The organism is Herbiconiux sp. A18JL235, assembly GCF_040939305.1.
Taxonomy (GTDB): Bacteria; Actinomycetota; Actinomycetes; order Actinomycetales; family Microbacteriaceae; genus Herbiconiux.
This window is the reverse complement of record NZ_CP162511.1, coordinates 2,554,217-2,578,997: the sequence shown is the minus strand read 5'-3', so window position 1 is coordinate 2,578,997 and position 24,781 is coordinate 2,554,217. Positions and strand designations below refer to the sequence as shown.

Genomic DNA, 24,781 nt, shown 5'->3' with positions numbered 1-24,781 from the left:
CGCGGGAGCGGGGGTGCGGGTCGTGGTGACGCCGGGGGAACGCGGGGCGCGCGAGCGCCGGCGCGGCATCGCGGCTGGCCTTGTGCTCGTGCTCGCCGTGGTGGGCACCGCCACGGCGGTGTCGGTGACCTCGGCCGTGCTCTCCGCCAACCGGGCGGCGGCCACCACCGCGGCCTGGGGCCCGGCGGATGCGCCTAACTCGGCGAGTCCGGCGGCGGGCGGCGGGGCGGGTGTGGCGACGGATGCGTTTCCCTCGGCGAGTCCGGCGGCGGGCGGCGGGGCGGGTGTGGCGACGGATGCGCTTCCTTCGGCGAGCCCGGCGGCGGGCGGCGGGGCGGGTGTGGCGACGGATGCGTTTCCCTCGGCGAGTCCGGCGGCGGGCGGATCCGTGGGCATCGAGGGGGGCGTGACGGATGCGGCGGGCCTCGATGGTTCGGTGGGTGAGGGGGTCGTCGACGTGACGCCTCGGCCGAAGCATTCCGGGGTGGCTGCCGACCAGACGCTGGCGCCGGCGGTGCCGGGCACCTCGGGCGCGAGCGATCCAGGAGGCACGATGAACCCCTCGGAGCCCGCACCTGCGCCCTCGACCGCCGCCCCCGCAACCGGCGCCCCCGACCCGGCCGCGACACAGGCGCCGCGCGAGATCCCGGGCTGGCTGCACACCGAAGGGTCGACGATCGTCACCGAATCGGGCGAGCCGTACGTGATCAAGGCCGTGGCCTGGTTCGGCATGGAGACGAGCAACTGCGCGCCGCACGGGCTGTGGTCGATCAGTCTGGATGCGGGGATGGCGCAGATCGCGTCGATGGGGTTCACGAGCATCCGTCTGCCGTTCTCGAACGAGTGCCTCGCCCAGACCGCGACGACCTCGATCAACGCCTCGGCGAACCCCGGCCTCGTCGATCTCACGCCGCTGGAGCTCATGGACGCCGTCGTCGCCACGGCGAAGTCGTACGGGCTGACGGTGCTGCTCGACCGGCATCGGCCCGACTCGGGGGCGCAGTCGGAGCTGTGGTACACCGATCGCTTCAGCGAGGCGACCTGGATCGCCGACTGGACGGCGCTCGCCAAGCGCTATCGCGACGAGCCCGCCGTGATCGGCGTCGACCTCCACAACGAGCCGCACGGTGCTGCCTGCTGGGGCTGTGGCGACCCGGCCGTCGACTGGCGCGCCGCCGCGACGAGGGCCGGTGACGCGGTGCTGGCGGTCAACCCGCGGCTGCTGATCGTGGTGGAGGGCGTGGAACGGCAGGGAAACGGCGACTTCACCTGGTGGGGCGGCGGCCTCGCCGATGCGGGCGACGCGCCCGTCGAGCTCTCTGTGCCCGGACGCGTGGTGTACTCACCGCACGACTATCCCGGATCGATCTACGCCCAGAGCTGGTTCACCGCTGCCGACTACCCGGCCAACCTGCCGGGTGTCTGGGACGCGAACTGGGGGTACCTCGCCACATCGGGCACCGCCCCCGTTCTCCTCGGCGAGTTCGGCTCGAAGCTCGAGACCGACGCCGACCGGGCCTGGTTCGAGACCATCGTCGGCTACCTCGCCGCGAACGGCATGAGCTTCTCGTACTGGTCGTTCAACCCGAACTCGGGCGATACCGGCGGGCTCGTGCAGGACGACTGGGTGACCCCGCAGGCCGAGAAGGTGGCCGCCCTCGGCCCGCTGCTCGGGCCGGGGTCGCCCGTTGCGGTGCACGCGCCGGCGGCGGGCGGGGTGGCCGGCGGCGCAGCGGGTGAGACGGATGCTGCTGCCCCTGCGCCTGCCGAGGTGCCCGGCCCCGCACCCGAGTCGGTGAAGCCGTGGTTGCGGCCGGCGCCGGCACCAGGGGGTGCTTCGAGTGGCGCAGGCGGCGCCAGCGGGTCGGACGACGCGGCGAGCGGGGCGGCGACCCCGGGCATCGGCGGCCCCGGCTCGAGAGGCAAGATCGGTGGCACCGCGGCCCCCGGCCTGCCCGGCCCCCCCGCCTCGGCAGGCCCCGGCGGCGGTGGGCCCGGCACGAGCCCCGACCCGTCGGCGACGGGAGACGCGGGCGGCGGTGGGGGCGTGGGCGCGACGGGCGGCCGGGGCGAAGGCGCGACGGCGACCGCGGGCGACCTGTCGGCGACGTGGACGCTGCAGAGCATCTGGGAGTCGGGTTACGTCGCCGAACTCGCGGTGAAGAACGACGGCGGCCAGAGCGGCTGGACCGCCTCGTGGACCGACCCGAACGCCACCTCCGTGGTGAGCTCGTGGGGCATGAGCTGCGTCGTCGCGAGCGGCACCGTCACCTGCACCGGATCCCACTGGGCCGAATTGGTGAGCCCAGGCGAGACGGCCTCCGTCGGCGTGCAGGTCGAGTCGTCGACCCCTCCCGCCGCACCCGGCCTCACGCTCGCGCGCCGCTGACCTCGGTCGGCCTGGCGAGCATCCGGAGTGCCGCACGCACGACGCGGTGTCGCCCGAGGCGGGCGAGGGTGGTCTCGCCGCGGCAGAAGCGCACGAAGAAGCGGGCTCCGGGCGGGGTGCGGAGGAGCAGGTGCACCAGGGCCGGACGGCGTTCGAAGAGGGTGAGCAGGCGGGCGCCGATCACCTGCTCGGGCTCGAGCACCGCTCGCACCCGCGCCTCGTAGCCCGCCAGCGCGGCCTCGGCGCCGCCCGGTGCGACGCCCGCGGCAGCCGTCGGTGCGGCATGACCCGCCGCACCCGCGGAAGCAACGGCACCCGCGGAGGCTGCGGCGGCCGCGGCGCTTGCGGCGGCCTCGCCCGCCCAGCCGCCGGAGCGGAGGGCGAAGGAGATGCCCTCGCGGGTCCAGGGTTCGAGGAGGCCGGCGGCGTCGCCCGCGACGAGCACGCGACCCCGGCGCACCGGCGAGCCGGGCCGGCGCCACTGTGTGAGGTGTCCTGAGGAGTGCAGCACCTCGGCCTCCGCGAGCCCGAGGTGTCGCCGCCAGGCCGCGAGGTACTCGCGCGTCTGCTCGGGCGACCCTTTGCGCTGGATCACCCCCACCGTCAACGACTCCCGCTTCGGGAACACCCAGGCGTAGCTGCCCGCGGCGTCGCCCCAGTCGAGGCGCACGGTGTCGCGCCAGTCCCGCGCGTCGCGGGGGAGGGCGATCTCGTCTTCGAGCCCCAGGTCGGTGTCGCCGATGCGCACGCCCACGTATCGCCCGACCCGCCCGCTCGCGCCGTCGGCCCCGATCACCACCCGCCCGACCGCCACCCCCTGCGAGGTCGTGACGGTGACGAGCTCCCCGCCGCCGGCGCCTGGGGCGAGGTCGCCGCCCGCGCCGCCACCGCCGTCCCGTCGAACACCGGCACGGCCGGCCCCTCGGGCACGGTCGCCGTCGCGGTCACCGCCGGCCCCTCGAGCACCGTCACCGTCGCGGTCGCCGCCGCCAGGCGCATCCGGATGCTCCAGCCCCTTCACTGTCACCCCGTCGACGAACAGCGCCCCCGCCTCCACCGCGGCGTCGACGAGGGCCTGGTCGAACTCCTGCCGCCGCACCATCGCCAGGTAGGGCGAAGCACGCCGCAGCCGGAACGACCGCGCGAAGCGATGGGTCACCAGCGTGTCGGGCACCCGCGACTCGACGGTGCCGAGGGCACGCGCGGGCAGCAGGGCGAGCGACTCGCCGAGCAACCCGCCGCCGCAGGTCTTGTAGCGGGGGAAGCGCGCCCGGTCGACGAGCAGCACCGACGCCCCGGCGGAGGCCGCGGCGCGCGCCGCCGACGAGCCCGCCGGCCCGGCGCCGACGACGATCACGTCCCAGACGAGGTGCTCGCTGGTCCAGCCGCGGTCTCCGGATGCTCGGCCCATGCTCCAAGGCTACGACCTGACCCGGATGCTACCGTCGCAGGCATGCCCGCCCGCCTCTCGCTCGCCGACGTCGCCCCCGAGAGCTTTCTGCTCGCCGGCGCGGGCCGGGCCATCCTGCTGCAGATCGCGCATCCGGCCATCGGCTACGGCGTCGCGGAGCACAGCGACTTCGCCGCCCGCCCCATGAAGCGTCTCACCGGCACGCTGAGCTACATCTACGCCCTCTCGAACGGATCGCCCGACGAGGTCCGGCTCGTGCGTGACGCCGTGAACCGCGCGCACGCGCCGGTGCGCAGCGAGCCGGGCCGAGCATCCGGTGCCCCCGCCTACGACGCCCGAGACCCCGAGCTGCAGCGGTGGGTGGCGGCGACCATCTACGACACGGCGGTCCTGCTCTACGAGCGCGCCTTCGGGCGGCTCGACGAGGCGTCGGCCGACCGGGTGTACCGCGAGTACGCACGCCTCGGCACGACGCTGCAGATGCCGGAGGGCCTCTGGCCGCCCGACCGGGCCGCGTTCCGCCGCTACGTCGACGAGACCGTCGCCTCCCTGCGGGTCGACGCGACCGTGCGCGGGGTCGCCGACGCCCTGCTGCGCGCCGAGAACGCCCCGCTCTGGATGCGCGCCGGAATGCCCCTCGCCCGCTTCGTGACCGTGGGCCTCCTGCCCACCGCGGCGCGCGAGCAGTTCGGCTTCGACTGGGACGAGACGCGCGCCCGCCGCCTCGACCGCCTCCTCGACGCGGCGGCGCCGGTGTACCGCGTGCTGCCCCCGCGCATCCGTCGGGCGCCACAGCGCCACCACCTCGCCCGGCTGCGCGCCTGGGCGGGGGAACAGCAGCCGGCACCCGCCTGAGCAGGCGCGGCGGGCACCCGCCTGAGCAGGCGCGGCTCGCCTCCCGACGGGCCTCAGCGCTCCGCCTGCGCGAGTGAGCGGGCGCTCCACCGGCCGTGCCGGTGCTCGATCTCGATGGGATGGGCGAAGCACTCGGTGACGCGCGCGGTGGTGAGCACCTCGTCGGCCGCGCCGGCGTGAAGGATGCGCCCCTCCGCCAGCAGCGCCGCGTGCGTGGTGCTCTGCGGCAGCTCTTCGAGGTGGTGGGTGACGAGCACCGAGGCGAGCGAGGGGTGCGCCGTCCGCACCACGTCGAGGGTGTCGAGCAGTTGCTCGCGGGCGGCGACGTCGAGCCCGGTCGACGGCTCGTCGAGCAGCAGCAGCTCGGGGTCGGTCATCAGGGCACGGGCGATGAGGGTGCGGCCGCGCTCGCCCTGCGAGAGGGTCGTCCACGGCTCGCCGGCCTTGCCGGAGAGGCCGAGCAACGCGACGAAGGAGTCGGCCCGGTCGAGCTCGTCGTCGCTCGGCCGGTGGTGCGGCGGCAGCTCGACCGTGCCCGTGGCGCCCGTCAGCACCACGTCGCGGATGGGCAGCGCCGAGGTGATCGGATGCCGCGGGTTCACATGCCCGATCGACCGCCGCAATCGCTGCAGCTCCACCCGCCCGATGAGGTGGCCGAGCACCTCGACGCGCCCCGAGGTGGGGTGCTGCAGCGCGCCGCAGAGGCTGAGGATCGTGCTCTTGCCCGCCCCGTTGGGGCCGATCAGTGCCCAGTGCTCCCCGGGCCGCACCACCAGCGACACGCTGTCGAGGATCGTCCTCCCGTGCCGCACGAAGCTCACCTCGGCGAGTTCGAGCACGGGGGAGGGGAGGCCGGGGCCGGAGGGATGGGTGGTCGTGGAGCTCATCAGTCCATCCTGCCGTGGGCCGCGCGGCACGCGGCGCACGGAGCCACGGCGTCGGCGCCCGGAGCCACGGCGTCGGCGCCCGGGGCCCACGCGGAGGACGCGGCGCACGACGCCCATGAGGTCGGTGCTCGACGCTATCGTGATGGTGATGCCCAGCCGACCGCCCCCTCCCGCCCGGCGGTCGAGGGGCCGACGCCGCGACGCCCGCTCTCCGCGGCCCCGACACGACGTGGTCGACCCGGGCGACGAGCGCCGGAGGGGTGCGCGCGGCACTGCCCGCAGCGCACTCGGTGCGCTCGCCGTGGGCGTGATCGCGCTCGTGGTGTGGCTGGGCCTCGGGGCCACGGGGATGCTCGGAACGCGGGTGATCACTGCCGAGAGCGTGCCGGCGGTCGTGCAGCACGACACGGCGGGCAGCGGAGCGGACGCGGGCGGAGGGCCGTCGCTCCCCGGCGCCCCGGGCACGAACGGCTCGTCGGCGGTCGCCTCGGTGTCTGCCGACTGGGCTGCGGCGACCGCCGCTGCGACGGGGATTCCGGTGCGTGCCCTCACCGCCTACGCCGCGGCTTCGCTCCGACTCGCCGCCGAAGAGCCCTCCTGCGGCCTCGGGTGGAACACCCTCGCCGCACTCGGCTGGATCGAGTCGGGCCATGGAACGCACGGCGACTCCCTCCTCGATGCCGACGGCCGGGCGACGCCCGGCATCGTCGGTCCGAGCCTCGACGGAGGGGAGTACGCAGCCGTGGCCGACACCGACGGGGGCTCTCTCGATGGCGACCCCCAGGCCGACAGGGCAGTGGGACCCTTCCAGTTCATCCCGCAGACCTGGGCGAGCTGGGGCGCCGATGCCGACGGCGACGGCGTCGCCGACCCGCAACAGATCGACGACGCCGCGCTCACCGCGGCGCGCTACCTGTGCCACTACGGAGACCTCAGCGACCCGACGACATGGCACAGCGCCGTCTTCGCCTACAACCACCTCGACAGCTATGTCGACGCGGTGGCCGCGCAGGCGAACGAGTACGCCGCGCGCGCCGTCAGCGAGGGCGGCGGGGCGAGGCGTCCTTGACGCGGTCGACGAGTTCGGCCCAGGGGCCGGCGAGGGAGCCCTCGGGAACGGTGGCGTCGCGCTCCTCGACGGGGTGCTGTTCGGGGTCGATCACCACGCGGATCGTGTAGACGAAGCGATCGGCCTCGCCCGGGCCGACGGAGCCGTCGTGGTTCGGCCACGGGCACGACTCCACGAGCGCCAGCCACGAGTCGACCTCCGGCTCCTCCGACGCCGTCACGCTCCAGCTCGGCCGCATCCCGCCCACCCCGCCCGAGCGCGCCACGGTGATGCGCAGCGTCGTCGGCCGGCCGGCGCCCTCGTCGTCATCGTGCTGCTGGTTCATCGCTCCTCACGCCCACGGTACGCCATGCGCCCTCGATCGCCGAGACCTCGCGCGACCGGCCGCCGTAGCGTTCGCCCGCCGTCGTGATCGTCGCCTCGGCGAACTCCGCGAAGTCGGCGGTCGGGCTGAGCAGCGGCCCGCCCACGGTGTCGTACCAGACCGGGCCGACGGTCTCCCACGCCCTGCCACCGAGCTCGATCGCCGCGAGCGCGAACGCCCGATTCGGGATTCCCGAGTTGAGGTGCACCCCACCGTTGTCGTCGGCGGTGTCGACGTAGCCCGCCATGTCGGCCGGCTGCGGGTCGCGACCCAGCACGTCGTCGTCGTACGCCGTTCCGGGCTCGAGCATCGAGCGCAGTGCCCTGCCCTCGACGGCGTCGGTGAACAACCCCGCCCCGATGAGCCAGTCGGCCTCGCTCGCGGTCTGCCCCCGCCGGTGCTGCTCGACGAGCGCGCCGATGACGTCGGAGAACGACTCGTTGAGCGCGCCCGCCTGCCCCTGGTACACCAGCCCCGCCTCGTACTGCGTCACGCCGTGGGCGAGCTCGTGGCCGATCACCGAGAGCGAGGCAGTGAACCGCCCGAACACCTCGCCGTCGCCGTCGCCGAACACCATGCGGTCGCCGTCCCAGAAGGCGTTGTCGTAGTCGCGCCCGTAGTGCACCGAGGCGAGCAGCGGCAGGCCCTTGCCGTCGATCGAGTCGCGGCCGAAGGCGTCGAGAAGCAGAGCGTGGGTGGCGCCGAGCCCGTCGTAGGCCTCGTCGGCAGCGGGGTCTCCCGTGGCCGGCGCCCCCTCCCGCCGCACCACGCGCCCGGGGAGGGTCTCCGACCCCGCGGCGTCGTAGACCGTGCGATCGGGCACGGCCCTCTCCGCCGCCTCTCCTGCGATGAGCGACGCCGCCGAGCCGGGGGAGGCGAGGGCCCCCGATCCGCTCCGAGACGTGAGCGAGCGGCGGCCACCTCCCGCGTCGCCGAGCCCCTGGCGTTCGCCCTCGCGCCACCGCTCCGCCCTGAGCGCCGGGTCTGCCGTGAGCGAGCGCCGAGCCGCCGCGGCGGCTCGCTCGAGACCGAAGGCGTCGGCGCCCGCGATGCGCTCGAGCAGGTAGGGCGGCACGATCGACCGGCGCGCGTTCGCGGAGCGCCGGTGCGAGGGGCGGAGGAGCCTGAGACGATCGTTCTCCGAGATCATGCCCCCGACCCTACGGCGACCCCCCGACACCGCAAGGCGGTGCAGGGTCTCCCACCGTCGTGTCCGATTCCCGCTAGAGAGCGGCCGGGTCGCGTGACATGCTCGTGGCATGGACTTCGAGGAGCGCTACCGCATCATCCAGTCGCGCGACCTGCGGTTCGACGGCCAGTTCATCACGGCCGTGCGGTCGACGGGCATCTACTGCCGACCGAGCTGCCCCGCCCGGACGCCGAAGGCGTCGAACGTCACCTTCTACGAGACCAGCGCTGCAGCGCACGAGGCGGGCTACCGCGCCTGCAAGCGCTGCCTCCCCGAGGCGGTGCCCGGCACCCCCGCCTGGAACCTGCGCGACGACCTCGCCGGCCGCGCGATGCGCCTCATCGCCGACGGCGTCGTCGAACGCGAGGGCGTGCAGGGCCTCGCCTCGCGCCTCGGCTACTCCTCGCGACACCTCACACGCGTGCTCGGCGAAGAGCTCGGAGCCGGCCCTCTCGCCCTCGCCAGGGCGCATCGGGCGCAGACCGCCCGCACCCTGCTGACCTCGACCGAGCTGCCGATCGGTGACATCGCCTTCGCCGCCGGTTTCGCGAGCATCCGGCAGTTCAACGACACCATAGGCGAGGTGTTCCGGCTGACGCCGAGCGAGATGCGGGCGCGGCAGTCGGGTCACCCGGCCACGACGCCGGGCTCGATCGAGCTCGCCCTGCCCTACCGCGAGCCCTTCGACGCGGCCGGCGTGTTCGCGTGGCTCGCCGCCCGCGCCGTGCCGGGTGTGGAGTCGGCGGGGCCGGCGCACTTCGCGCGCACCGTGCGGCTGCCGGGGGGTTCCGGATGCTTCGTGGTGCGGCACCGCGCGGGTCGCCTGCTGCTCGAGGCGCACCTCGCCGCGCTGGCCGATCTGCCGGTGCTGGTGGCGCGCATCCGTCGTCTGTTCGACCTCGACGCCGACCCGATCGCGGTCGACGGCGCCCTCGCCGGTGCCGGCGGCGGCGTGCTGGCGCGGCGCGTGGAGGCGGTGCCCGGCATCAGGCTCCCGGGGGCCATCGATCCGCACGAGATGCTGGTGCGCGCCATCGTCGGCCAGCAGATCTCGGTGCCCTCCGCGCGCACCCTCCTCCACCGCCTCGCCGTCGCCGCGGGCACCCCCTTCGGCAGGAGCGCCGTCGACGGCGCGGGAGGGGAGGGAAGCGACCGTCGCGGGGCCGCCGAGGTGGCGGGTGCGCCTGCGGATCCGGGTGACGACGACCCCGTGGGGCAGCTCACGCTGCTGTTCCCGACGGCGGCGCAGATCGCCGAGCAGGCGGGGGCGGTGCTGACGGGGCCGCGTGCCAGGATCCGCACCGTCGTCTCCGTCGCCGAGGCGCTCGCGTCGGGCGAGCTCGAGCTCGGCACCGGAGACGATGCTGCCGAGCAGCACGCCCGCCTCGTGGCGCTTCCGGGTATCGGCGACTGGACCGCCGGATACCTCGCCATGCGCATCCTCGGCCGGCCCGACGTGCTGCTCACGGGCGATGTCGCCCTGCGCTCGGGCGCCCGCATGCTCGGGCTGCCCGACTCGCCCCGGGAGCTCGCCGCCCGGGCCGCCGACTTCGCGCCGTGGCGCTCCTATCTCTCGCTCCACCTCTGGCGCACCGCCGCGGAGGCTCCGCGAGCGAGAACCACCCCGAGAGCCGCCGCCGCGCGGCGCAGCAAGGAGACCTCATGAATGCCGTCATCCAGTTCCTCGACACCCCCGATGGGGCGTTCGGCATCCTCGCCGACGAGGAGGGCCGCGTGCTCGCCTCCGGCTGGACAGATGACGCCGCCGCCCTCGTCGCCCGCCTCACGCCGGCCCTGCGGCCCGCCTCCGTCGAGCCGGGCGAGGTGGGCGCCGCGGCCGAGGCCGCCAGGGCGTACTACGCGGGAGACGTGTCCGCGATCGACGAGGTGCGGGTGCTGCAGCATGGGGGCGCGTTCCACCAGCTGGGCTGGGCGGCCCTCCGCACCATCCCCGCCGGCAGCCCGCTCAGCTACCAGGAGTTCGCCGCCGCGCTCGGCCGGCCCAGCGCCGTGCGCGCTGCCGCCAGCGCCTGCGCCCGCAACGCCCCGGCACTCTTCGTGCCGTGCCACCGCGTGCTCCGCACCGACGGATCCCTCGGCGGCTTCGCCTGGGGCACCCCCGTCAAGCAGTCCCTCCTCGCCCGAGAGTCCCGCGCCGCCACCCCAACCCCCTGAGGTGTTGGTCGCTCAATCCGTCCCTAAAACTCAGGATGGGCGCAATTTGCGCGACCAGCGCGTGGATGGGGCGTGTGCGAGGGCGAGCATCTAAGGCATGGGACGCGCATCCTGAGGCGCTGGTCGCGCAAAGTGCCCCCAAAACTCGGGATGGGAGCACATCGCGCGACCATCTTGGGGTGGGAAATGCCTTCGGGTGTGCGGGCGCGCATTCCAACTTGGGGGTGGGTGGGACCTTGCGGCGCGTGGGCGCACATCCTGAGGTGTTGGTTGCGCAATGTGCTCCAAAACTCAGGATGGGAGCACTTTGCGCGACCAACTCGAGGTGGCGGGGCGGGCGGGCGGGCGGCACGCGCCGCACGGGGCGCGCGCCACGCGCCCGCCCCACCACCCCCACCCTCAGGCGAGCAGCTCGCGCACGCGCGGCACCACCTGAGTGCCGTAGAGCTCGATGCTGCGCATCAGCTCGGGGTGCCCAAGCATGCCGTTGCCGTACTTGAGGTCGAAGCGGTCGGCGCCGATCACCCGCAGCGCCGACGCGATCTTCTGCGCCACCGTCTCGGGCGACCCCACGTACAGCGACCCGTGCGGCCCGGTCTCCTGCTCGAAGTGCGCCCGCCCCATCGGCGACCAGCCGCGCTCGCGCCCGATGCGGTTCATCTGCCGCTGGTAGTGCGGCCACAGCTGCTCCCGCGCCTCCTCGTCGGTGTCGGCGACGTGCCCGGGCGAGTGCACGCCCACGGGCTGCAGCGGGATCTCGAACTGCTCGAGCGCTCTGCGGTAGAGGTCGGAGAACGGCGCGAACCGTGCCGGGTCGCCGCCGATCACCGCGAGCATGAGCGAGAACCCGTAGCGCGCCGCGCGCACCACCGACTCGGGGCTGCCGCCCACGCCCACCCACGTCTTCAGCAGCCCGTGCTCCACGGGCGGGTACACCGTCTGCTCGGTGAGCGGCGCCCGCGTCGAGCCCTCCCAGGTCACCGGATGCTGCTCCCGCACCGCGGCGAACAGGTTCAGCTTCTCTTCGAACAGCGTCTCGTAGTCGCTCAGCTGGTAGCCGAAGAGGGGGAACGACTCGGTGAACGAGCCGCGCCCGAGGATGACCTCGGCCCGCCCGTTCGAGAGCGCGTCGAGCGTGGAGAAGCGCTGGAACACCCGCACCGGGTCGTCGGAGCTCAGCACGGTGACCGCCGACCCGAGGTGGATGCGCGTGGTGCGCGCCGCGATGGCCGCCAGCACCACCTCGGGCGAGGTCACGGCGAAGTCGTCGCGGTGGTGCTCGCCGAGGCCGATGAAGTCGATGCCCACCTGGTCGGCGAGCTCACCCTGCTCGACCAGGTTGCGCAGCACCTGGGCGGGGTGCAGGGGCGCGCCCGACGCATCCGCCGTCACGTCGCCGAAGGTGTCGAGACCGAACTCGTAGTGGTCGGGGGTGTGCTCTGCCATGGTGTGTCCTCTGTCGTGCCGGGAACCGTCGTGCCGCACGCTGTGGCGCCGCCGGCGCAAGTTTATGCGAACGTATGAAGCTCGGAACCGGATGCGCCCCACCAGTATTCCCGAGCATCCGGCCCCGCCATCGCCTCGGCCACGACCGGCTCGCTAGGCTCGTGAGCACAGGGAACTGTGCGACGAGAGGGGCCCGGAGTCATGAGCGGATCGATCCTGGTGGGGTTCGACGGTTCGCCGTCGGCGACGGTCGCCCTCGACTGGGCGCTGCGGCGGGCCGAGGCCACCGGCCGCGACGTCGACGTGCTCTTCGTGGCCGACACCTCGTGGGACTCCGACGCCTTCACCGCGACGCCCCTGCTGCAGAAGCAGGGCGAGGTGGTGCTCTCGAGCGCTGCGTTCCACGCCGACTCGAAGGCCCCGCACGTCACCGTCTCCTCGCGCGTCGCCGTCGGCAATCCGGTCACCGTGCTCTGCGAGCAGGCCGAGTCGACGGGGGCCGAGCTGCTCGTCGTCGGCAGCTACCGCAAAGACCTCTACGAGCGGCTCACCACGAGCGCGGTGAGCGTGCGGGTGGCGGCGGCGTCGAAGGTGCCGGTCGCCGTCGTCCCCGACCTGGCGCCCGCTCACCGCAGCGGGGTGGTGGTGGGCGTCGACGGCAGCGAGGCCTCGGCGATGCTGCTCGAGGCCGCCGTGGCGGAGGCCGCGCGGCTCGGCGAGAAGGTCACCGTGGTGAGCGCCTGGACCCTCCCGCCCCTCACCCAGCCCGAGTTCGGCGTCGACTCCGAGCTCTACGACGCCCTCGAGGAGCGCACGCAAGCCAGCGTCGCCGCGACCGTCGCCGCCCTGGAAGAGAGTCGCCGCGCTGCGGGCGCCGACCCCGTCACCATCGAGACCTCGGTGGTGCTCGACGCCCCGGCTCCCGCGCTCATCACCGCGGCGAAGGACGCCGCGCTGCTCGTCGTCGGCACGCACGGGCGCCGCGGCCTCAGCCGCTTCCTGCTCGGCTCGGTGAGCCATGACGTGCTCATCCACGCGCCGAGCCCGCTGCTCGTGCTGCGGGTCGCCGACAAGGGGTAGGGAGCCGCCAGAGGCCCCTGTGCGGGGCGGACCGCCGCGCGGGGCGGGGTTCCAGCATCCGCCGGTATCGTGGAGCGGGTGTCCGAGAGCCCCGCGTCCCCCACGCCCTACGAGGTGCTGGGCGTCGACCCGGGGGTGAGCGACGGCGAGCTGCGCAAGGCCTACCGCCGGCTGCTCCGCGAGACGCACCCCGACACCGGGGGAGACGCCGCGCGCTTCGACCGCGTGCAGCGCGCCTGGGAGCGCGTCGGCACCCCCGCCGACCGCGCGGCCTACGACCGCGGCCACGGCTCGCGCTCCGTGGGCGGCGACGGCGGTGCGGCGCACTCGGCCGGGGCGTCGGGCTCGGCGTCGACCTCGGGCTCGGGCTTCGGCCCCGCGACGGGGTCGTTCCGCGCCGCGGGTCGCGCCGAGAGCTCGACCGTGCGCGCCAGGAGCTACGGGCACCCCGGGGGTCAGGAGCGCGAGCGCTACCTCGAGCTGCTGCGCGAGTGGGTGGGGCGCGGCGTCACGATCGACGACCCCTACGAGCCGTCGCTCGTGCGCTCGGCTCCCCGCGAGATCAGGTCGTGGCTCGCGAAGGCGCTCGCCGAGGAGGCGACCGCGGGCCTCGTGTCGACGCTCGGCATCGGGTACACGATCTGGAACAACGTGCTCACCGGGCGTGAACTCGGCGGCGTTCCCGAGACCATCGACCACGTGGTGCTCGGCCCCGCCGGGCTGTTCGCCGTGCAGTCGGAGGACTGGGGCGGCGACGTGCGCCTGCGCAAAGACGAGCTGGTGGGCGAGGTGCTGGGTCGCGGCGTCGAGCCGCTGCACGAGCTGAGCCGCGCCGCCAAGGCGCTCGCGCGGTCGTTGGGCGTGAAGTTCACCGCTCTCGTCACGGTGGTTCCGGATGCCGCGCTCGACGAGCCGGCCGCCGCCGTGACGCGGGGTCGCCTCACCGGGTCGGTGGTGGTGCGCCGCTCGCTGCTGCCGCAGCTGGTGCGTGACGGCGCCGGTGCCGGGGGCCGCGGCGGGGTCGACCGCACCAGCATCGACCGCGCCTTCGAGCTCCGCCCTCACCTGCAGCGCGCCATCCGCCTCGCCTGAGCCGGTGACCCGCACTTGCGGCGGGGCACCTCGGGGGAGTCAAATGACTCCACCACTGTCAAAGGAGACGGATCATGGCAAGGCCCACCCCACCCGCGCTCGAGATCCCCCCGCTGAGCGTCTACCAGCTCCTCTTCGACGGGCTCGACGAGTCCGACCTCGACCGCGTCGCGCTCGTCGACGGCCCCACCGGCGACGAGACCAGCTATCGCGCCCTGGTCGCCCAGATCGACGCGCTCGCCGGCTCTCTGGCGGCCCGCGGGCTCGCGGTCGGCGACCGCGTCGGCATCCTCTGCCCGAACGTGCCGGCCTTCGCCACCGTGTTCCACGGTGTGCTGCGCGCGGGCGGCACCGCGACCACGATCAACTCGCTCTACACGGTGGCCGAGATCGCGAACCAGCTCTCCAGCGCCCGCGCGACCTGGCTCTTCACGGTCTCGCCGCTGTACCCGCAGGCCCACGAGGCCGCGACCGCGGCCGGCATCCCCGACGACCGCCTCGTCGTGATCGACGGCGTCACCGGCCACCCCAGTCTCAGCGACCTCCTGTTCGATCGCGCCGCCGCTCCCGACGTGAGCTTCGACCCGGCGACCCACCTCGCCGTGTTGCCCTACTCCTCGGGCACCACGGGCCACCCCAAGGGGGTGATGCTCACGCATCGCAACCTGGTGGCCAACGTGCTGCAGTGCCAGGAGGTCATCCCACTCGGCCGCGACGACCGCGTGCTCGCGGTGCTGCCGTTCTTCCACATCTACGGGATGTCGGTGCTGCTCGACTTCGCCCTGCTGAAGCGGGCTGCCCTCGTCACCATGCCGAAGTTCGACCTCGCCGACTTCCTGAGAACAGTGAGCGAGCAGAGGTGCACCTGGGTCTTCATCGCGCCGCCCATCGCCGTGGCGCTGGCGAAGCATCCGCTCGTCGCCGAGTACGACCTGTCGAACGTCGAGGTGGTGTTCTCGGGTGCCGCCCCGCTCGACCGCTCGCTCGCCGAAGCGGTGGCGGAACGGCTCGGATGCGTGGTCTGCCAGGGCTACGGCATGACGGAGACGAGCCCTGTCACCAACGTCATCCCGGTGAGCCGCAGCGACGTCGACCGCTCGTCGATCGGCTTCGCGGTTCCGGGCACCGAGTGCCGCGTGGTCGACCCTGAGTCGGGTCATGACGTGAGGGTGCCGCGGCGCGGACGCGGTCCGAGCGCCCCCGGCGAGCTGCTCGTGCGCGGGCCGCAGGTGATGACGGGCTACCTCGACGACGAGGAGGCGACGGCCCGCACCATCGACCCGGAGGGCTGGTTGCACACCGGAGACATCGCCACGGTCGACGCGGCGGGGGTGTTCACCATCGTCGACAGGCTGAAGGAGCTCATCAAGTACAAGGGCTACCAGGTGGCGCCCGCGGTGCTGGAGGCGGTGCTGCTGGCTCATCCGCAGATCACCGACGCCGCCGTCATCGGCGTTCCCGACGACGACGGCCAGGAGGTGCCGAAGGCCTTCGTGGTGCGCCGCGCCGAGACCGGTGCGGGTTCGGGCGGCGGCGCCGACGGCCCGGCGGTCGTCGACGAGGCCGCGGTGATCGAGTGGGTGCAAGACCGCGTCGCCCCTCACGAGAAGGTTCGCCTGGTGGAGTTCGTCGACGCGATCCCGAAGTCGACCTCGGGCAAGATCCTCCGCAAAGACCTGCGGGCCAGGGTGGGGCGGCACGCCGCGCTCACCTGAGCCGCAGGCCGTCGCACCCGGCGGCTCCGTGATAGACCGGATGCATGTCCACCGATACCGCCGCCCCCTTCCGCGATCTCATCGAGAGCGTCCCCCTTCCGGAGGGTGCGGAGATCGAGACCCTGCGCATCCGCTACGAGGAGTCGGGCGTGCCCCTGAGCGGTCTGCTCGTGTGGGACGCCTCGCGGAGCGGCCCCCGGCCCGGCGTGGTCGTCGTCCACGACTGGATGGGGGAGGACGCCTACGTGCGGGCCCGCTGCGAGATGCTCGCGCGCCTCGGTTACGTCGCCTTCGCCGCCGACGTCTACGGCGAGGGCGTGCGCCCGGCCGACGCGGAGGAGGCATCGGCCCTCGCCCGGCAGTACTACGCCGACCTCCCCACGCTGCGGGCGCGGGTGCGGGCGGGCTACGAGGTGCTCGCCGGTCGTGCCGAGGCCGAGCGCGACCGGCTCGCCGTGATGGGCTACTGCTTCGGCGGGTCGGCGTCGCTCGAGTTCGCCCGCACCGGCACCCCGCTCGCGGGCGCGGTCTCGTTCCACGGCGCTCTCATCGTGCACGAGCCCGCCGACGTCGCGTCGCTCGACGCACCGCTGCTCGTGCTCACCGGGGCCGCCGACCCTGTCGTACCCGACGAGACGGTGGTGGCGTTCGAGAACGAGTTGCGTCAGCGCGCGGGCCTCGACTGGCAGATCGTGAGCTACAGCGACACGCCGCACGCCTTCACGAGGCCCGGAATCGACGCCTACCGGCCGAGGGCCGATGCGCGCAGCTGGCGGGCGATGGCCGACTTCTTCGACGAGATCTTCGCCTGAGCCCTTTACCCGGCGACGCCGTGGTGACATTGTGGACGGTGTTCACATGAAACGAAGGCGGTGCCGGAATGACGCAGTACACCGAGGGATTCAGTGGCTTCAGCGTGCGTGACACGGATGCGGCTGCTGCCTTCTACGGCGATGTGCTCGGGCTCGAGGTGGCCAAGAACGAGATGGGGATGCTCACCATCACGCTGCCGGGAGGCGCGACGGTGATGGCGTACCCGAAGGGCGATGACCACACCCCGGCGACCTTCACGGTGCTCAACCTCGTCGTTCCCGACATCGACGTCGCCGTCGACGAGCTCACGGCGGCGGGGGTGGAGTTCGAGCGCTACGACGGCATGCCGCAGGACGAGAAGGGCATCGGGCGCGGCAAGGCCGCGGGCATGGGGCCCGACATCGCGTGGTTCACCGACCCGTCGGGCAACGTCATCGCCGTGATGGCGTAGGGGCTCAGAGCGAGGCGCGCAGCTCGATCGAGGCGGGCTCGACGATGTCGTCGAAGTCGTGGTGCTTCTTCACGTAGGCCTCGACGAACGGGCAGATGCCGACGGCCTTCAGCCCCTCCTCACGTACCGCCGTGAGCGCACCCTTGATGAGGATGCTGCCGTAGCCCTTCCCGCCCTCGGCGGGGTCGATCTCGGTGTGCAGGAAGACCCGCTTGCCGTCGCGATCGGTGTAGCCGGTGAACCCCACCTCGCGCCCGTCGACCTCCAGCACGTAGCGGTGCCCCTCGGGCTGGTGCACGACCTCGGTCTCAGTGTTGTCGCTCATGACTCCAGCGAACCACATCCGCCATGGCAGGGCCAGACTCCCGAGCTTCCGCGACGGTGGCTCGCCAGCAGGTGGGTGTCGACGACGCCCACCGCCTCCATCAGCGCGAACATCGTCGTCGGCCCGACGAAGCGGAAGCCCTTGGCCCGCAGCGTCTTCGCCAGCGCGATCGACTCGGCCGAGCTGGTCGGGATGTCGGAGACGCGCTCGGGTCGGGGCGTGGTCTCGGGCCTGAACGACCAGACCAGCCCGGCGAGTCCGCCCTCCACCGTGTCGTCGTCGCGCAACGCCACCGTCGCCCGCGCGTTGGCGACCGTGGCGGTGATCTTCGCCCGGTTGCGCACGATTCGCGCATCGGTCATCAGCCGCTCGATGTCGTCGTCGCCGAAGCCGGCCACCGCATCCGGATCGAAGTCGTCGAACGCCTCCCGGAACGCGGGGCGCTTGCGCAGGATGGTCGCCCACGACAGCCCCGACTGGAAGCCCTCGAGGCTCACCCGTTCGTACATGCCGCGCTCGTCGCGCACCGGCATGCCCCACTCGGTGTCGTAGTAGTGCTGCAGCAGAGGGTCGGCGGACGCCCACGCCGGCCGGGCCAGCCCGTCGGCGCCCACGATCAGCCCGGTCTCGACGTTCACATCCTCTAGTATTGGTGACGTCGGAACCATCGGGTCACCCCATCGGAGGATTGCAGAATGAACGTGCTCGCCGCCATCGGAGCCATCCTCCTGTTCCTCCTCGGCATCGTGCTGTTCGGCATCCACACCGAGGTGTGGGTGTTCTTCGGCGGTATCCTCTGCGTCTCGGCGTCGCTGTTCGTCGCGTTCTCGCTGCTGCCCACCCAGCGTCGACACTGAGCGGGCATCACCACTGACCGCTCGCCTGCACGCGGGCTGAGCGTTCGGCCGCTGCCGAGCCGATCGGCGGCCACCTCAGTAGGTTGAGGCCATGACCGACACGCGCCCCGCATCCCGCCACCACCGCGTCGTCGTCGTGGGCGGCGGCAACGCCGGGCTCTCCGTCGCCGGCCGCCTGCGCCGCTACGGTGTCGACGACGTCGTGGTGGTCGAACCCCGCGAGACGCACCTGTACCAGCCGATGTTCTCGCACATCGCGGGTGGCACGGCTCCCGCCTCGCTCGCCGCCCGGCCCCAGGCCGAGGTGATGCCGCGGGGTGTGGGGTGGATCAAGGGCCGCGTGAAGGGCATCGACCCGGCCCATCGGTCGATCACGCTCAGCTCGGGTTCGACGGTGGGCTACGACCAGCTCGTCGTCTGTCCGGGCATTCAGAAGAACTGGGATGCGGTGCCCGGCCTCACCGAGGCGATGGCCTCGCCGTCGGGCGTGTCGAACTACGAGTACGAGCTCGCGCAGAAGGCCTCCGCCGTGCTGCGGCGGGTGCGCAGCGGCACCGTCGTGTTCACCCAGCCCGACGGCCCGGCGTCGTGCGCCGGCGCCGCCCAGAAGCCGATGTACCTCGCCTGCGACTATTGGCGGGCGACGGGCGTTCTCGCCGACATCAAGGTGGTTCTGGTGCTGCCCACCCCGACGCTGTTCGGCATGCCGCTCGTCGACCGCGAGCTCGAGCGCAAGGTCGCCGAGTACGGCGTCGAGGTGCGCTACGGGAGCGAGATGGTCGAGGTCGACGCCACGGCGAAGACGGTGCGCATCGCCGCCGTCGGCGACCGCTCCGCCACCGAGCGGCTGCATTACGACGTGCTGCACGCGGTGCCGCCGCAGTCGGCGCCCGACTGGGTGCGCGGCACCGGCCTCGCGGCGCCGGGGGAGCCGGGAGGCTTCGTCGAGGTCGACTCGCTCACCCTGCGGCACCCGAGGCACCCGGAGGTGTGGGCGCTCGGCGATGCCGCCGGCGTCTTCGCCTCGAAGTCGGGCGGCGCCCTCCGGCAGCAGACGAAGGTGCTCGCGAAGAACCTGGTCGCCGCCCTCGCGGGCGAGGCGCTGCCCGAGAGCTACAACGGCTACTCCGTCTGTCCCTTCGTCGTGTCGCGCTCCACCGTCGTCTTCGCCGAGTTCGACGACCGCTACCGGCCGAAGCCCACCATCCCGTTCTGGAAGGGTCTCGCCCGCGAGCGACGCTCCACCTTCGTCGCCGACCGGCACCTGCTGCCCTGGGTGTACTGGCACCTCATCCTGAAGGGGCGCGCCTAGCCGCGCCTGAAGCGTGCCCCGCGGTTCGAGGCTCAGCTGCGCGCGATTCCCATGGCCAGGCGGGCGCCGGCTTCCTCCAGCCAGTGGGTCGTCCGGGTCAGTGCCGATTCGGTGCCGCCCGCGAGCGCGGTGAGGGACACCGTGTCGCGGAACCCATCGGTCGCGGCCTCGATCGAGCCGGCGACCAGCGCCAGACGAGGCGTCGGGCGCTCGGCGACCTCCGCGGCCATCGTCAGCAGTTCCCCGACGACCTTCCCCGACCGTGATTGACTGTCGAACCGTCCCTCGCCGGTGATCACCAGATCGGCTCCTGCCATCGCGCGATCGAGCCCCGTCGCCTTCGCCACTGCCCGTGCGCCCGACTGCATCGTCGCTCCCCAGGCGAGCAGTGCGTACGCGGCGCCACCGGCAGCTCCTGCGCCCGGAGTCATGGGGTCGGTGCCCGCGAAGGAGGGCATCAGGGCGAGTCGGCTGAGGCGCTCCTCGAGTCTGACGACGGTCTCCGCATCCGCCCCCTTCTGCGGGCCGAAGACCGCAGCGCTCCCGTGTGGGCCGAGAAGGGGGTTCGTGACGTCGGAGAGGATGACGGCGCCCTCCGGGGGGAGGGGGATAAGCGTGTCGAGGTCGATGTCGAGGATGTCGTCGGCGCCAGCGGCCTCCGGCTGAGTCCCGACCCGAGACGCGCGAGTGATGCGGGCTCCGAGAGCCGCGAGCAGACCGGCGCCGCCATCGGTGGAAGCGCTTCCGCCGAGAGCGAGCAGGAGCCTCGGTGCACCGTGGGCGATCGCATCGGCGATGGCCTCGCCGAAACCCAGACTGGTGCTCGTCTCCGGTGCGAGGCGTTCGAGCAAGGTGATGCCGCTCGTGCTGGCGAGTTCCACCACCGCGGTTCCGTCGGGGAGCCTCACCCAGGCGGCTTCGATCCTGCTGCCGGCGGGCCCGGTGACCCGCACCGGTACCCGCGTCGAGCCGGGCCGCCCGGAGAGGAACGCGTCGAGGGTGCCCTCCCCGCCGTCGGCCATCGGCGACGCGATGAGGTCGTCGTGAGGGCGAACACGTCGCCAGCCTGCGATCAACGACGTGGCTACTGCCGTCGCCGAGGCCGAGCCCTTGAACGAATCGGGGGCGAAGACGATTCTCACAGTTCTCCTGACAGTCATTTGACTTGCTTGGTAAATCGAAATACTATCGCTACCAGCCCGGTAAACGGGTCGAAGCAGGATGTCAGTAAATCGGTCTACCGATCGTGACAGCGGCACAGTGACGTGAAGGAGTTCGGGTGGCAGACGTGGCATTCATCGGTCTCGGCATCATGGGGGCACCCATGGCGGCGAACCTCGTGGCGAGTGGCCATCGCGTGCGCGGCTTCAGCAGGAGCGCCGCGACCCGTGCGGCCGCTGCGCTGACCGGGGTCGAGACCGTGGCGAGTGCGGCCGAGGCGGTCGACGGTGCCGAGGTGCTCATCACCATGCTCCCCGATACGCCCGACGTGCTCGGTGTGCTCTTCGGGGGCGACGACGCCGAAGGCGGCGTCTCCCACCTCCTCCGAGACGGAGCGTTGTTCATCGACATGAGCACCATCGAGCCGGGAGCGTCGATCGCGATCGCCGAACGACTCGCGACCCAGGGGGTCGCGGCACTCGATGCGCCCGTCAGTGGCGGTGAGGCAGGCGCCGTCGAAGGCGCGCTGTCGATCATGATCGGTGGGGAGCAGCACGTCGTCGACCGAGCTCTCCCGCTGCTGCAGGCTCTCGGCTCCACGATCGTCAGGGTCGGCCCCGCCGGCAGCGGGCAGTCGGTGAAGGCGGCCAACCAGCTCATGGTGGCGGGCCACCTGCAGATGCTGGCCGAGGCCCTGGTGTTCCTGCGTGCGCAAGGGGTCGATCTCGAGCTGGCACTGGATGTCATCGGCGGGGGCCTTGCCGGAAGTACCGTCCTCCAGCGCAAGCGGCGGGCCTTCCTCGAGGAGGACTACACGCCGGGCTTCCGCGTGGAGCTGCACCACAAAGACCTCGGCATCGTTCAGCGCACCGCCCGCGAGGCGGGGGTCGCCCTCCCCGCGACCGCCCTGGTCGCCCAGCTCGTCCAGGCACTCGTCGCACGGGGAGACGGCGCGCTCGACCACTCCGCGCTGCTCGCTCTCACGACCGAGCTCAACGGGGGAGGACGACGATGACCGGCACCGATGCCCCGGTGCGCACCACTGCCCGGTTCTCGCGCGAGAACTGGTGGACTGCACCGTTCGAAATGTTCCAGACCAACCTCCGCGAGGTCGACGCGACGATGGACGTCGATCAGGTCGCCGATGCCGTCGTCGCCTTCGGCGCCGACACATGGCTCGTGAACGGCGGCGGGATCATGTCGTTCTACCCGTCCGACCTCCCCTTCCAGACGCGCAACCCGTTCCTCGACGGCCGCCCGGGGGGAGATCTGCTCGGAGACGCGGTCGATGCGGCGCACCGACGTGGACTCCGGTTGCTGGCACGGATGGACTTCTCGAAGGTGAGCGTCGCGATCGCCGATGAGCACCCGGAGTGGTGCTTCATCGACTCCCGGGGTCGACGTCAGGTCTACAACGGTCTGGTGAGCGTGTGCCCGAGCGCCGGGTACTACCAGGACAAGGTGTTCGAGGTGATCGACGAGATCCTCGACCGCTACGACATCGACGGCTTCTTCTTCAACTGGTTCGGCTTCAACGAGATCGACTACAGCGGGCGGTATCGCGGGGTCTCGCAGAACGAGTCGTCCCGCATCGCCTTCGCCGCCTACAGCGGCGGGCTCGAGCTTCCGACCGGGCCCGAATCTCCGGCGTACGACCTCTGGCGCAACTGGTCGGCCGGTGTCATCGGCGACCTCACCGACCGGATCAATGCGCACATCCGCGCTCGCCGGCCCAACGTCGGGCTCATCCGTTCGGACATCGTGTTCTACGAGGCCAACAACGAGGTGGGGCGGGAGCTGTGGCACCACGCGACGGGCGAGGCCGTCAGTGCCTTCCGCTCGCGGGAGCCCGATCGGCCGGTCGTGGTGAACTCGGTCGCCTTCATCGACATGCCGTACCGGCTGGCGGGAGAGCAGCCCGAGCACTTCGTGCAGTACCTGCTCCAGGCCATGGCGCGCGGGGCGAACCCGTCGACCTACATCATGGGTGCACCGGGCGACGTCCATTACGCTGCGCTCGACCCGGCGTCGGAGATCGTGCGTTTCCACCACGGCCAGCGCAGCGTCTACGAATCACTCCGGCCCGGCGCCAGGGTGGGGTTGGTGAGGCCCGATCGGCTGGCTCAGGGGCTCGAGCGCCACCAGGAATCGGTGCACGAGTTCCGCGGACTGTACTCCGCGCTGCAGCAGACCCACGTCGCGTTCGATGTCGTCCCGCTCGAGGGCCTAGCGGGCATGCGCGGTGCCGGTGGTCTCGACCGCTACTCACTCCTTCTCGTGCCTGATATGGACGGGTTGACCCCCGACGTCGTCGCGGCGCTCGACGACTTCGTGACCGGAGGAGGGCGGATCGCGTTGACCGGCACCAGTGGATTCGACGCCACAGGGGCTCCCCTCCTGGCCGGCACTCCGGTGCGCCGCGTCCTGCACACCGTCAGCGACCCCGAGGAGCTCAAATCGACCTATGTGGCCGGCGAAGGCCAGGGCGGTGGGGTCCGTTTCAGCGGCGCGCTCGTGCCGGTCTACGGCGCGCATCACGACATCGAACCCCGCATCGACGCCCAGCTGCACGGTGAGCACCTCGGCAGAGCGCCCTTCGGACCACCGGAGAAGTCGTACGGCAACCTGCCCGACGGCCAGCCCGCCTATCTGGTGAGCCCCAGGACCTCAGGAGGCGGACGGATCGCCGTGGTCCCGTGGACGATCGGTCGGAGCTACCACGAACTCGGTCTCACGAGCATCCGGGACCTCGTCCTGAGCGTGGTCGGCGAGCTCGCCGGGGACGACCTCGGCATCACCGCCGTTCTCCCCGAGCAGGCCGAGATCACGGTGCAGCGCCGGGAGGGACTCACCGTCGTGCACGTGCTCAACCTCTCCGGAGCCAGACGCACGAGCTTCGGCCCTGAGATAGCCATCACGGGAGGCGAGATCGCCGTTCCCCTCTCCCCGGACGACCGGGAATCCGGCCTGACGGCGCGTTCGCTCGTGAGTGGCGTGGACTGCGCTGTCGAATGGGAGGACGGCCGAGCAGTGGTGAAGTTGCCCGCCATCGGCCTCTTCGACGTCATCACCATCACCGCGGGCGACGCCGAACGCCCCCGACCCGACACGAAGGATGCCGCATGAGCGACACCAGGACCATCTCGACCGTGCTCTCGACTGTGCCGTTCGACGAGAGCGAGATCGATCAGTTGAGGCGCGCTTTCGCTCCCGCGGAGTTCGTATGGTGTCCCTCCGACGACTCCGCCACCATCGCCGAAGTGCTGGAGCGCGCCGACGTGGCCGTGCTCGAGGGCGACCTCGACGATCGCTTCGTCGCTGCGCCCCACCTGCGGTGGGTGCACTGCGACCACTCCGGCCTCAACCGCTCGGCCCGTCCCGACGTCTTCGCCAAAGGGCTGCTCGTCACCGGATCCGCCGGGCGCTCGGCACCTGCCCTCGCCCAGCACGGGTTCTACTTCGCCCTCGCCCTCACCTTCGAGGCCGAACGGCTCTTCCAGCACCAGCGCGACCACGTCTGGCGCGGCATCGAGGGGTACTTCTGGAAGGAAGGACTCTGGGGCAAGACGCTCGGCGTGGTGGGCTTCGGCCACACCGGCCGCGAGATGGCGCGACTCGGCAAGGCGTTCGGCATGAAGGTGATCGTCTATCGTCGCTCTGCCGACGCAGCACCCGACGAGGTCGATCTGCTCCTTTCGTCCGATTCCGGCGACGGCATCGACCGCCTCGTCGAGGAATCCGACGTCATCATGCTGGCGACACAGCTCACCGACGAGACCTTCCACCTGTTCGACGCGGCGCGTCTGGCGCAGATGAAGTCGACGGCATTCCTCATCAATTTGGCACGGGGACCGGTCATCGACACGGTGGCGCTCATCGAGGCGCTCGAGTCGGGAACGATCGGCGGTGCGGGGCTCGACGTCTTCGAACAGGAGCCCCTGCCGGCCGACTCACCCCTCTGGGATGCTCCGAACCTCGTGATGACCCCTCACATGACTCCGCGCATGCCCGACAAGACCCAGCGATCGATCGACACCATCGTCGAGAACGCCCGTCGGTACCGGGCGGGGCAAGACCTGCTCAACGCCATCACGCCGCGCGACGCCTTCACGCGAAGCCTTTCCGCATCAGCACCGACCCAGCACTGAGGGTGGCAGACGCCCCTTCCCGACCATCCCTGAATGGAGAAC

The 24,781-nt window shown here is 72.3% G+C and carries 23 protein-coding genes; 15 read left to right on the top strand and 8 right to left on the bottom strand.

Annotated elements, in window-relative coordinates; translation table 11 throughout:
* The first annotated feature begins 553 nt into the window (after positions 1 to 553).
* Entirely contained in the window at positions 554 to 2,389 is a 1,836-nt protein-coding gene (locus tag ABFY20_RS12040) for a cellulase family glycosylhydrolase (RefSeq protein WP_368499777.1), read from the top strand.
* Here the strand turns inward: ABFY20_RS12040 and ABFY20_RS12035 are convergent.
* Complete coding sequence (locus ABFY20_RS12035) at positions 2,370 to 3,800, bottom strand: FAD-dependent monooxygenase (protein WP_368496487.1); 1,431 nt, start codon at positions 3,798 to 3,800, stop codon at positions 2,370 to 2,372. The two genes, ABFY20_RS12040 and ABFY20_RS12035, sit on opposite strands and share 20 nt — an antisense overlap.
* 42 nt (positions 3,801 to 3,842) lie before the next feature.
* Here ABFY20_RS12035 and ABFY20_RS12030 point away from each other — a divergent pair, with 42 nt between their 5' ends.
* Positions 3,843 to 4,655, top strand: a complete 813-nt coding sequence (locus tag ABFY20_RS12030; RefSeq protein ID WP_368496486.1) for an oxygenase MpaB family protein — start codon at positions 3,843 to 3,845, stop codon at positions 4,653 to 4,655.
* A 53-nt stretch (positions 4,656 to 4,708) separates the two neighbouring features.
* Here the strand turns inward: ABFY20_RS12030 and ABFY20_RS12025 are convergent, their stop codons facing one another.
* Positions 4,709 to 5,542, bottom strand: a complete 834-nt coding sequence (locus ABFY20_RS12025) for an ABC transporter ATP-binding protein (protein ID WP_368496485.1) — start codon at positions 5,540 to 5,542, stop codon at positions 4,709 to 4,711.
* A gap of 148 nt (positions 5,543 to 5,690) precedes the next feature.
* Here ABFY20_RS12025 and ABFY20_RS12020 point away from each other — a divergent pair, with 148 nt between their 5' ends.
* Entirely contained in the window at positions 5,691 to 6,611 is a 921-nt protein-coding gene (locus tag ABFY20_RS12020; protein WP_368496484.1) for a lytic transglycosylase domain-containing protein, read from the top strand.
* Here the strand turns inward: ABFY20_RS12020 and ABFY20_RS12015 are convergent.
* Together ABFY20_RS12015 and ABFY20_RS12010 are read right to left on the bottom strand one after the other, a co-directional pair.
* Positions 6,580 to 6,936, bottom strand: coding sequence for a protealysin inhibitor emfourin (locus ABFY20_RS12015; RefSeq protein WP_368496483.1), 357 nt, complete (start codon positions 6,934 to 6,936; stop codon positions 6,580 to 6,582). The genes ABFY20_RS12020 and ABFY20_RS12015 overlap by 32 nt on opposite strands.
* On the bottom strand, positions 6,917 to 8,125 hold the full coding sequence (locus tag ABFY20_RS12010; protein ID WP_368496482.1) for a M4 family metallopeptidase: 1,209 nt from the start codon (positions 8,123 to 8,125) through the stop codon (positions 6,917 to 6,919). The genes ABFY20_RS12015 and ABFY20_RS12010 overlap by 20 nt, the downstream gene beginning before the upstream one ends.
* Positions 8,126 to 8,234: 109 nt before the next feature.
* Here ABFY20_RS12010 and ABFY20_RS12005 point away from each other — a divergent pair, with 109 nt between their 5' ends.
* Together ABFY20_RS12005 and ABFY20_RS12000 are read left to right on the top strand one after the other, a co-directional pair.
* The gene (locus tag ABFY20_RS12005) at positions 8,235 to 9,830 is read left to right on the top strand and encodes a DNA-3-methyladenine glycosylase 2 family protein (protein WP_368496481.1); all 1,596 of its coding nucleotides are present in this window, start codon (positions 8,235 to 8,237) and stop codon (positions 9,828 to 9,830) included.
* A complete protein-coding gene (locus ABFY20_RS12000) occupies positions 9,827 to 10,339 on the top strand; it encodes a methylated-DNA--[protein]-cysteine S-methyltransferase (protein ID WP_368496480.1) in 513 nt (170 codons plus the stop codon). Before ABFY20_RS12005 ends, ABFY20_RS12000 begins: the two co-directional genes overlap by 4 nt.
* A 399-nt stretch (positions 10,340 to 10,738) precedes the next feature.
* On the opposite strand, the gene ABFY20_RS11995 is transcribed toward ABFY20_RS12000, so the two are convergent.
* Positions 10,739 to 11,785, bottom strand: a complete 1,047-nt coding sequence (locus tag ABFY20_RS11995) for an LLM class flavin-dependent oxidoreductase (protein ID WP_368496479.1) — start codon at positions 11,783 to 11,785, stop codon at positions 10,739 to 10,741.
* Positions 11,786 to 11,986: 201 nt separating this feature from the next.
* Between ABFY20_RS11995 and ABFY20_RS11990 the strand changes: the two genes are divergently transcribed.
* The 5 genes from ABFY20_RS11990 to ABFY20_RS11970 all read left to right on the top strand — a co-directional run bounded on the left by ABFY20_RS11990 (position 11,987) and on the right by ABFY20_RS11970 (position 16,936).
* Positions 11,987 to 12,865 (top strand): universal stress protein, encoded by an 879-nt coding sequence (locus ABFY20_RS11990; RefSeq protein WP_368496478.1) that lies wholly within the window; start codon positions 11,987 to 11,989, stop codon positions 12,863 to 12,865.
* 78 nt (positions 12,866 to 12,943) lie between these two features.
* Positions 12,944 to 13,957, top strand: coding sequence for a DnaJ domain-containing protein (locus ABFY20_RS11985; RefSeq protein WP_368496477.1), 1,014 nt, complete (start codon positions 12,944 to 12,946; stop codon positions 13,955 to 13,957).
* A 74-nt stretch (positions 13,958 to 14,031) separates the two neighbouring features.
* Positions 14,032 to 15,672 carry an AMP-binding protein gene (locus tag ABFY20_RS11980; protein WP_368496476.1) on the top strand — a complete coding sequence of 547 codons (1,641 nt, stop codon included), beginning with the start codon at positions 14,032 to 14,034 and terminating at the stop codon, positions 15,670 to 15,672.
* Between the two features lie 44 nt (positions 15,673 to 15,716).
* Entirely contained in the window at positions 15,717 to 16,484 is a 768-nt protein-coding gene (locus tag ABFY20_RS11975) for a dienelactone hydrolase family protein (RefSeq protein ID WP_368496475.1), read from the top strand.
* A 68-nt stretch (positions 16,485 to 16,552) separates the two neighbouring features.
* A complete protein-coding gene (locus ABFY20_RS11970; RefSeq protein WP_368496474.1) occupies positions 16,553 to 16,936 on the top strand; it encodes a VOC family protein in 384 nt (127 codons plus the stop codon).
* 4 nt (positions 16,937 to 16,940) lie between these two features.
* On the opposite strand, the gene ABFY20_RS11965 is transcribed toward ABFY20_RS11970, so the two are convergent.
* A complete protein-coding gene (locus tag ABFY20_RS11965; RefSeq protein ID WP_368496473.1) occupies positions 16,941 to 17,261 on the bottom strand; it encodes a GNAT family N-acetyltransferase in 321 nt (106 codons plus the stop codon).
* Positions 17,258 to 17,929 (bottom strand): DNA-3-methyladenine glycosylase I, encoded by a 672-nt coding sequence (locus ABFY20_RS11960; RefSeq protein WP_368496472.1) that lies wholly within the window; start codon positions 17,927 to 17,929, stop codon positions 17,258 to 17,260. Before ABFY20_RS11960 ends, ABFY20_RS11965 begins: the two co-directional genes overlap by 4 nt.
* 27 nt (positions 17,930 to 17,956) lie before the next feature.
* On the opposite strand from ABFY20_RS11960, the gene ABFY20_RS11955 reads away from it, so the two are divergent.
* Together ABFY20_RS11955 and ABFY20_RS11950 are read left to right on the top strand one after the other, a co-directional pair.
* Positions 17,957 to 18,118: a hypothetical protein gene (locus tag ABFY20_RS11955; protein ID WP_171704438.1), complete on the top strand. Its 162-nt coding sequence runs from the start codon at positions 17,957 to 17,959 to the stop codon at positions 18,116 to 18,118.
* A gap of 91 nt (positions 18,119 to 18,209) precedes the next feature.
* Entirely contained in the window at positions 18,210 to 19,430 is a 1,221-nt protein-coding gene (locus ABFY20_RS11950; protein ID WP_368496471.1) for an NAD(P)/FAD-dependent oxidoreductase, read from the top strand.
* 32 nt (positions 19,431 to 19,462) lie between these two features.
* Here the strand turns inward: ABFY20_RS11950 and ABFY20_RS11945 are convergent, their stop codons facing one another.
* Complete coding sequence (locus ABFY20_RS11945) at positions 19,463 to 20,572, bottom strand: glycerate kinase (protein WP_368496470.1); 1,110 nt, start codon at positions 20,570 to 20,572, stop codon at positions 19,463 to 19,465.
* 137 nt (positions 20,573 to 20,709) lie between these two features.
* Between ABFY20_RS11945 and ABFY20_RS11940 the strand changes: the two genes are divergently transcribed.
* From ABFY20_RS11940 to ABFY20_RS11930, 3 genes are read left to right on the top strand one after another with little or no spacing between them, the layout of a single operon-like run.
* Entirely contained in the window at positions 20,710 to 21,606 is an 897-nt protein-coding gene (locus ABFY20_RS11940; protein ID WP_368496469.1) for an NAD(P)-dependent oxidoreductase, read from the top strand.
* The gene (locus ABFY20_RS11935) at positions 21,603 to 23,717 is read left to right on the top strand and encodes an alpha-amylase family protein (protein ID WP_368496468.1); all 2,115 of its coding nucleotides are present in this window, start codon (positions 21,603 to 21,605) and stop codon (positions 23,715 to 23,717) included. The genes ABFY20_RS11940 and ABFY20_RS11935 overlap by 4 nt, the downstream gene beginning before the upstream one ends.
* Positions 23,714 to 24,739 carry a D-2-hydroxyacid dehydrogenase gene (locus ABFY20_RS11930; protein ID WP_368496467.1) on the top strand — a complete coding sequence of 342 codons (1,026 nt, stop codon included), beginning with the start codon at positions 23,714 to 23,716 and terminating at the stop codon, positions 24,737 to 24,739. Before ABFY20_RS11935 ends, ABFY20_RS11930 begins: the two co-directional genes overlap by 4 nt.
* Positions 24,740 to 24,781 lie beyond the last annotated feature (42 nt).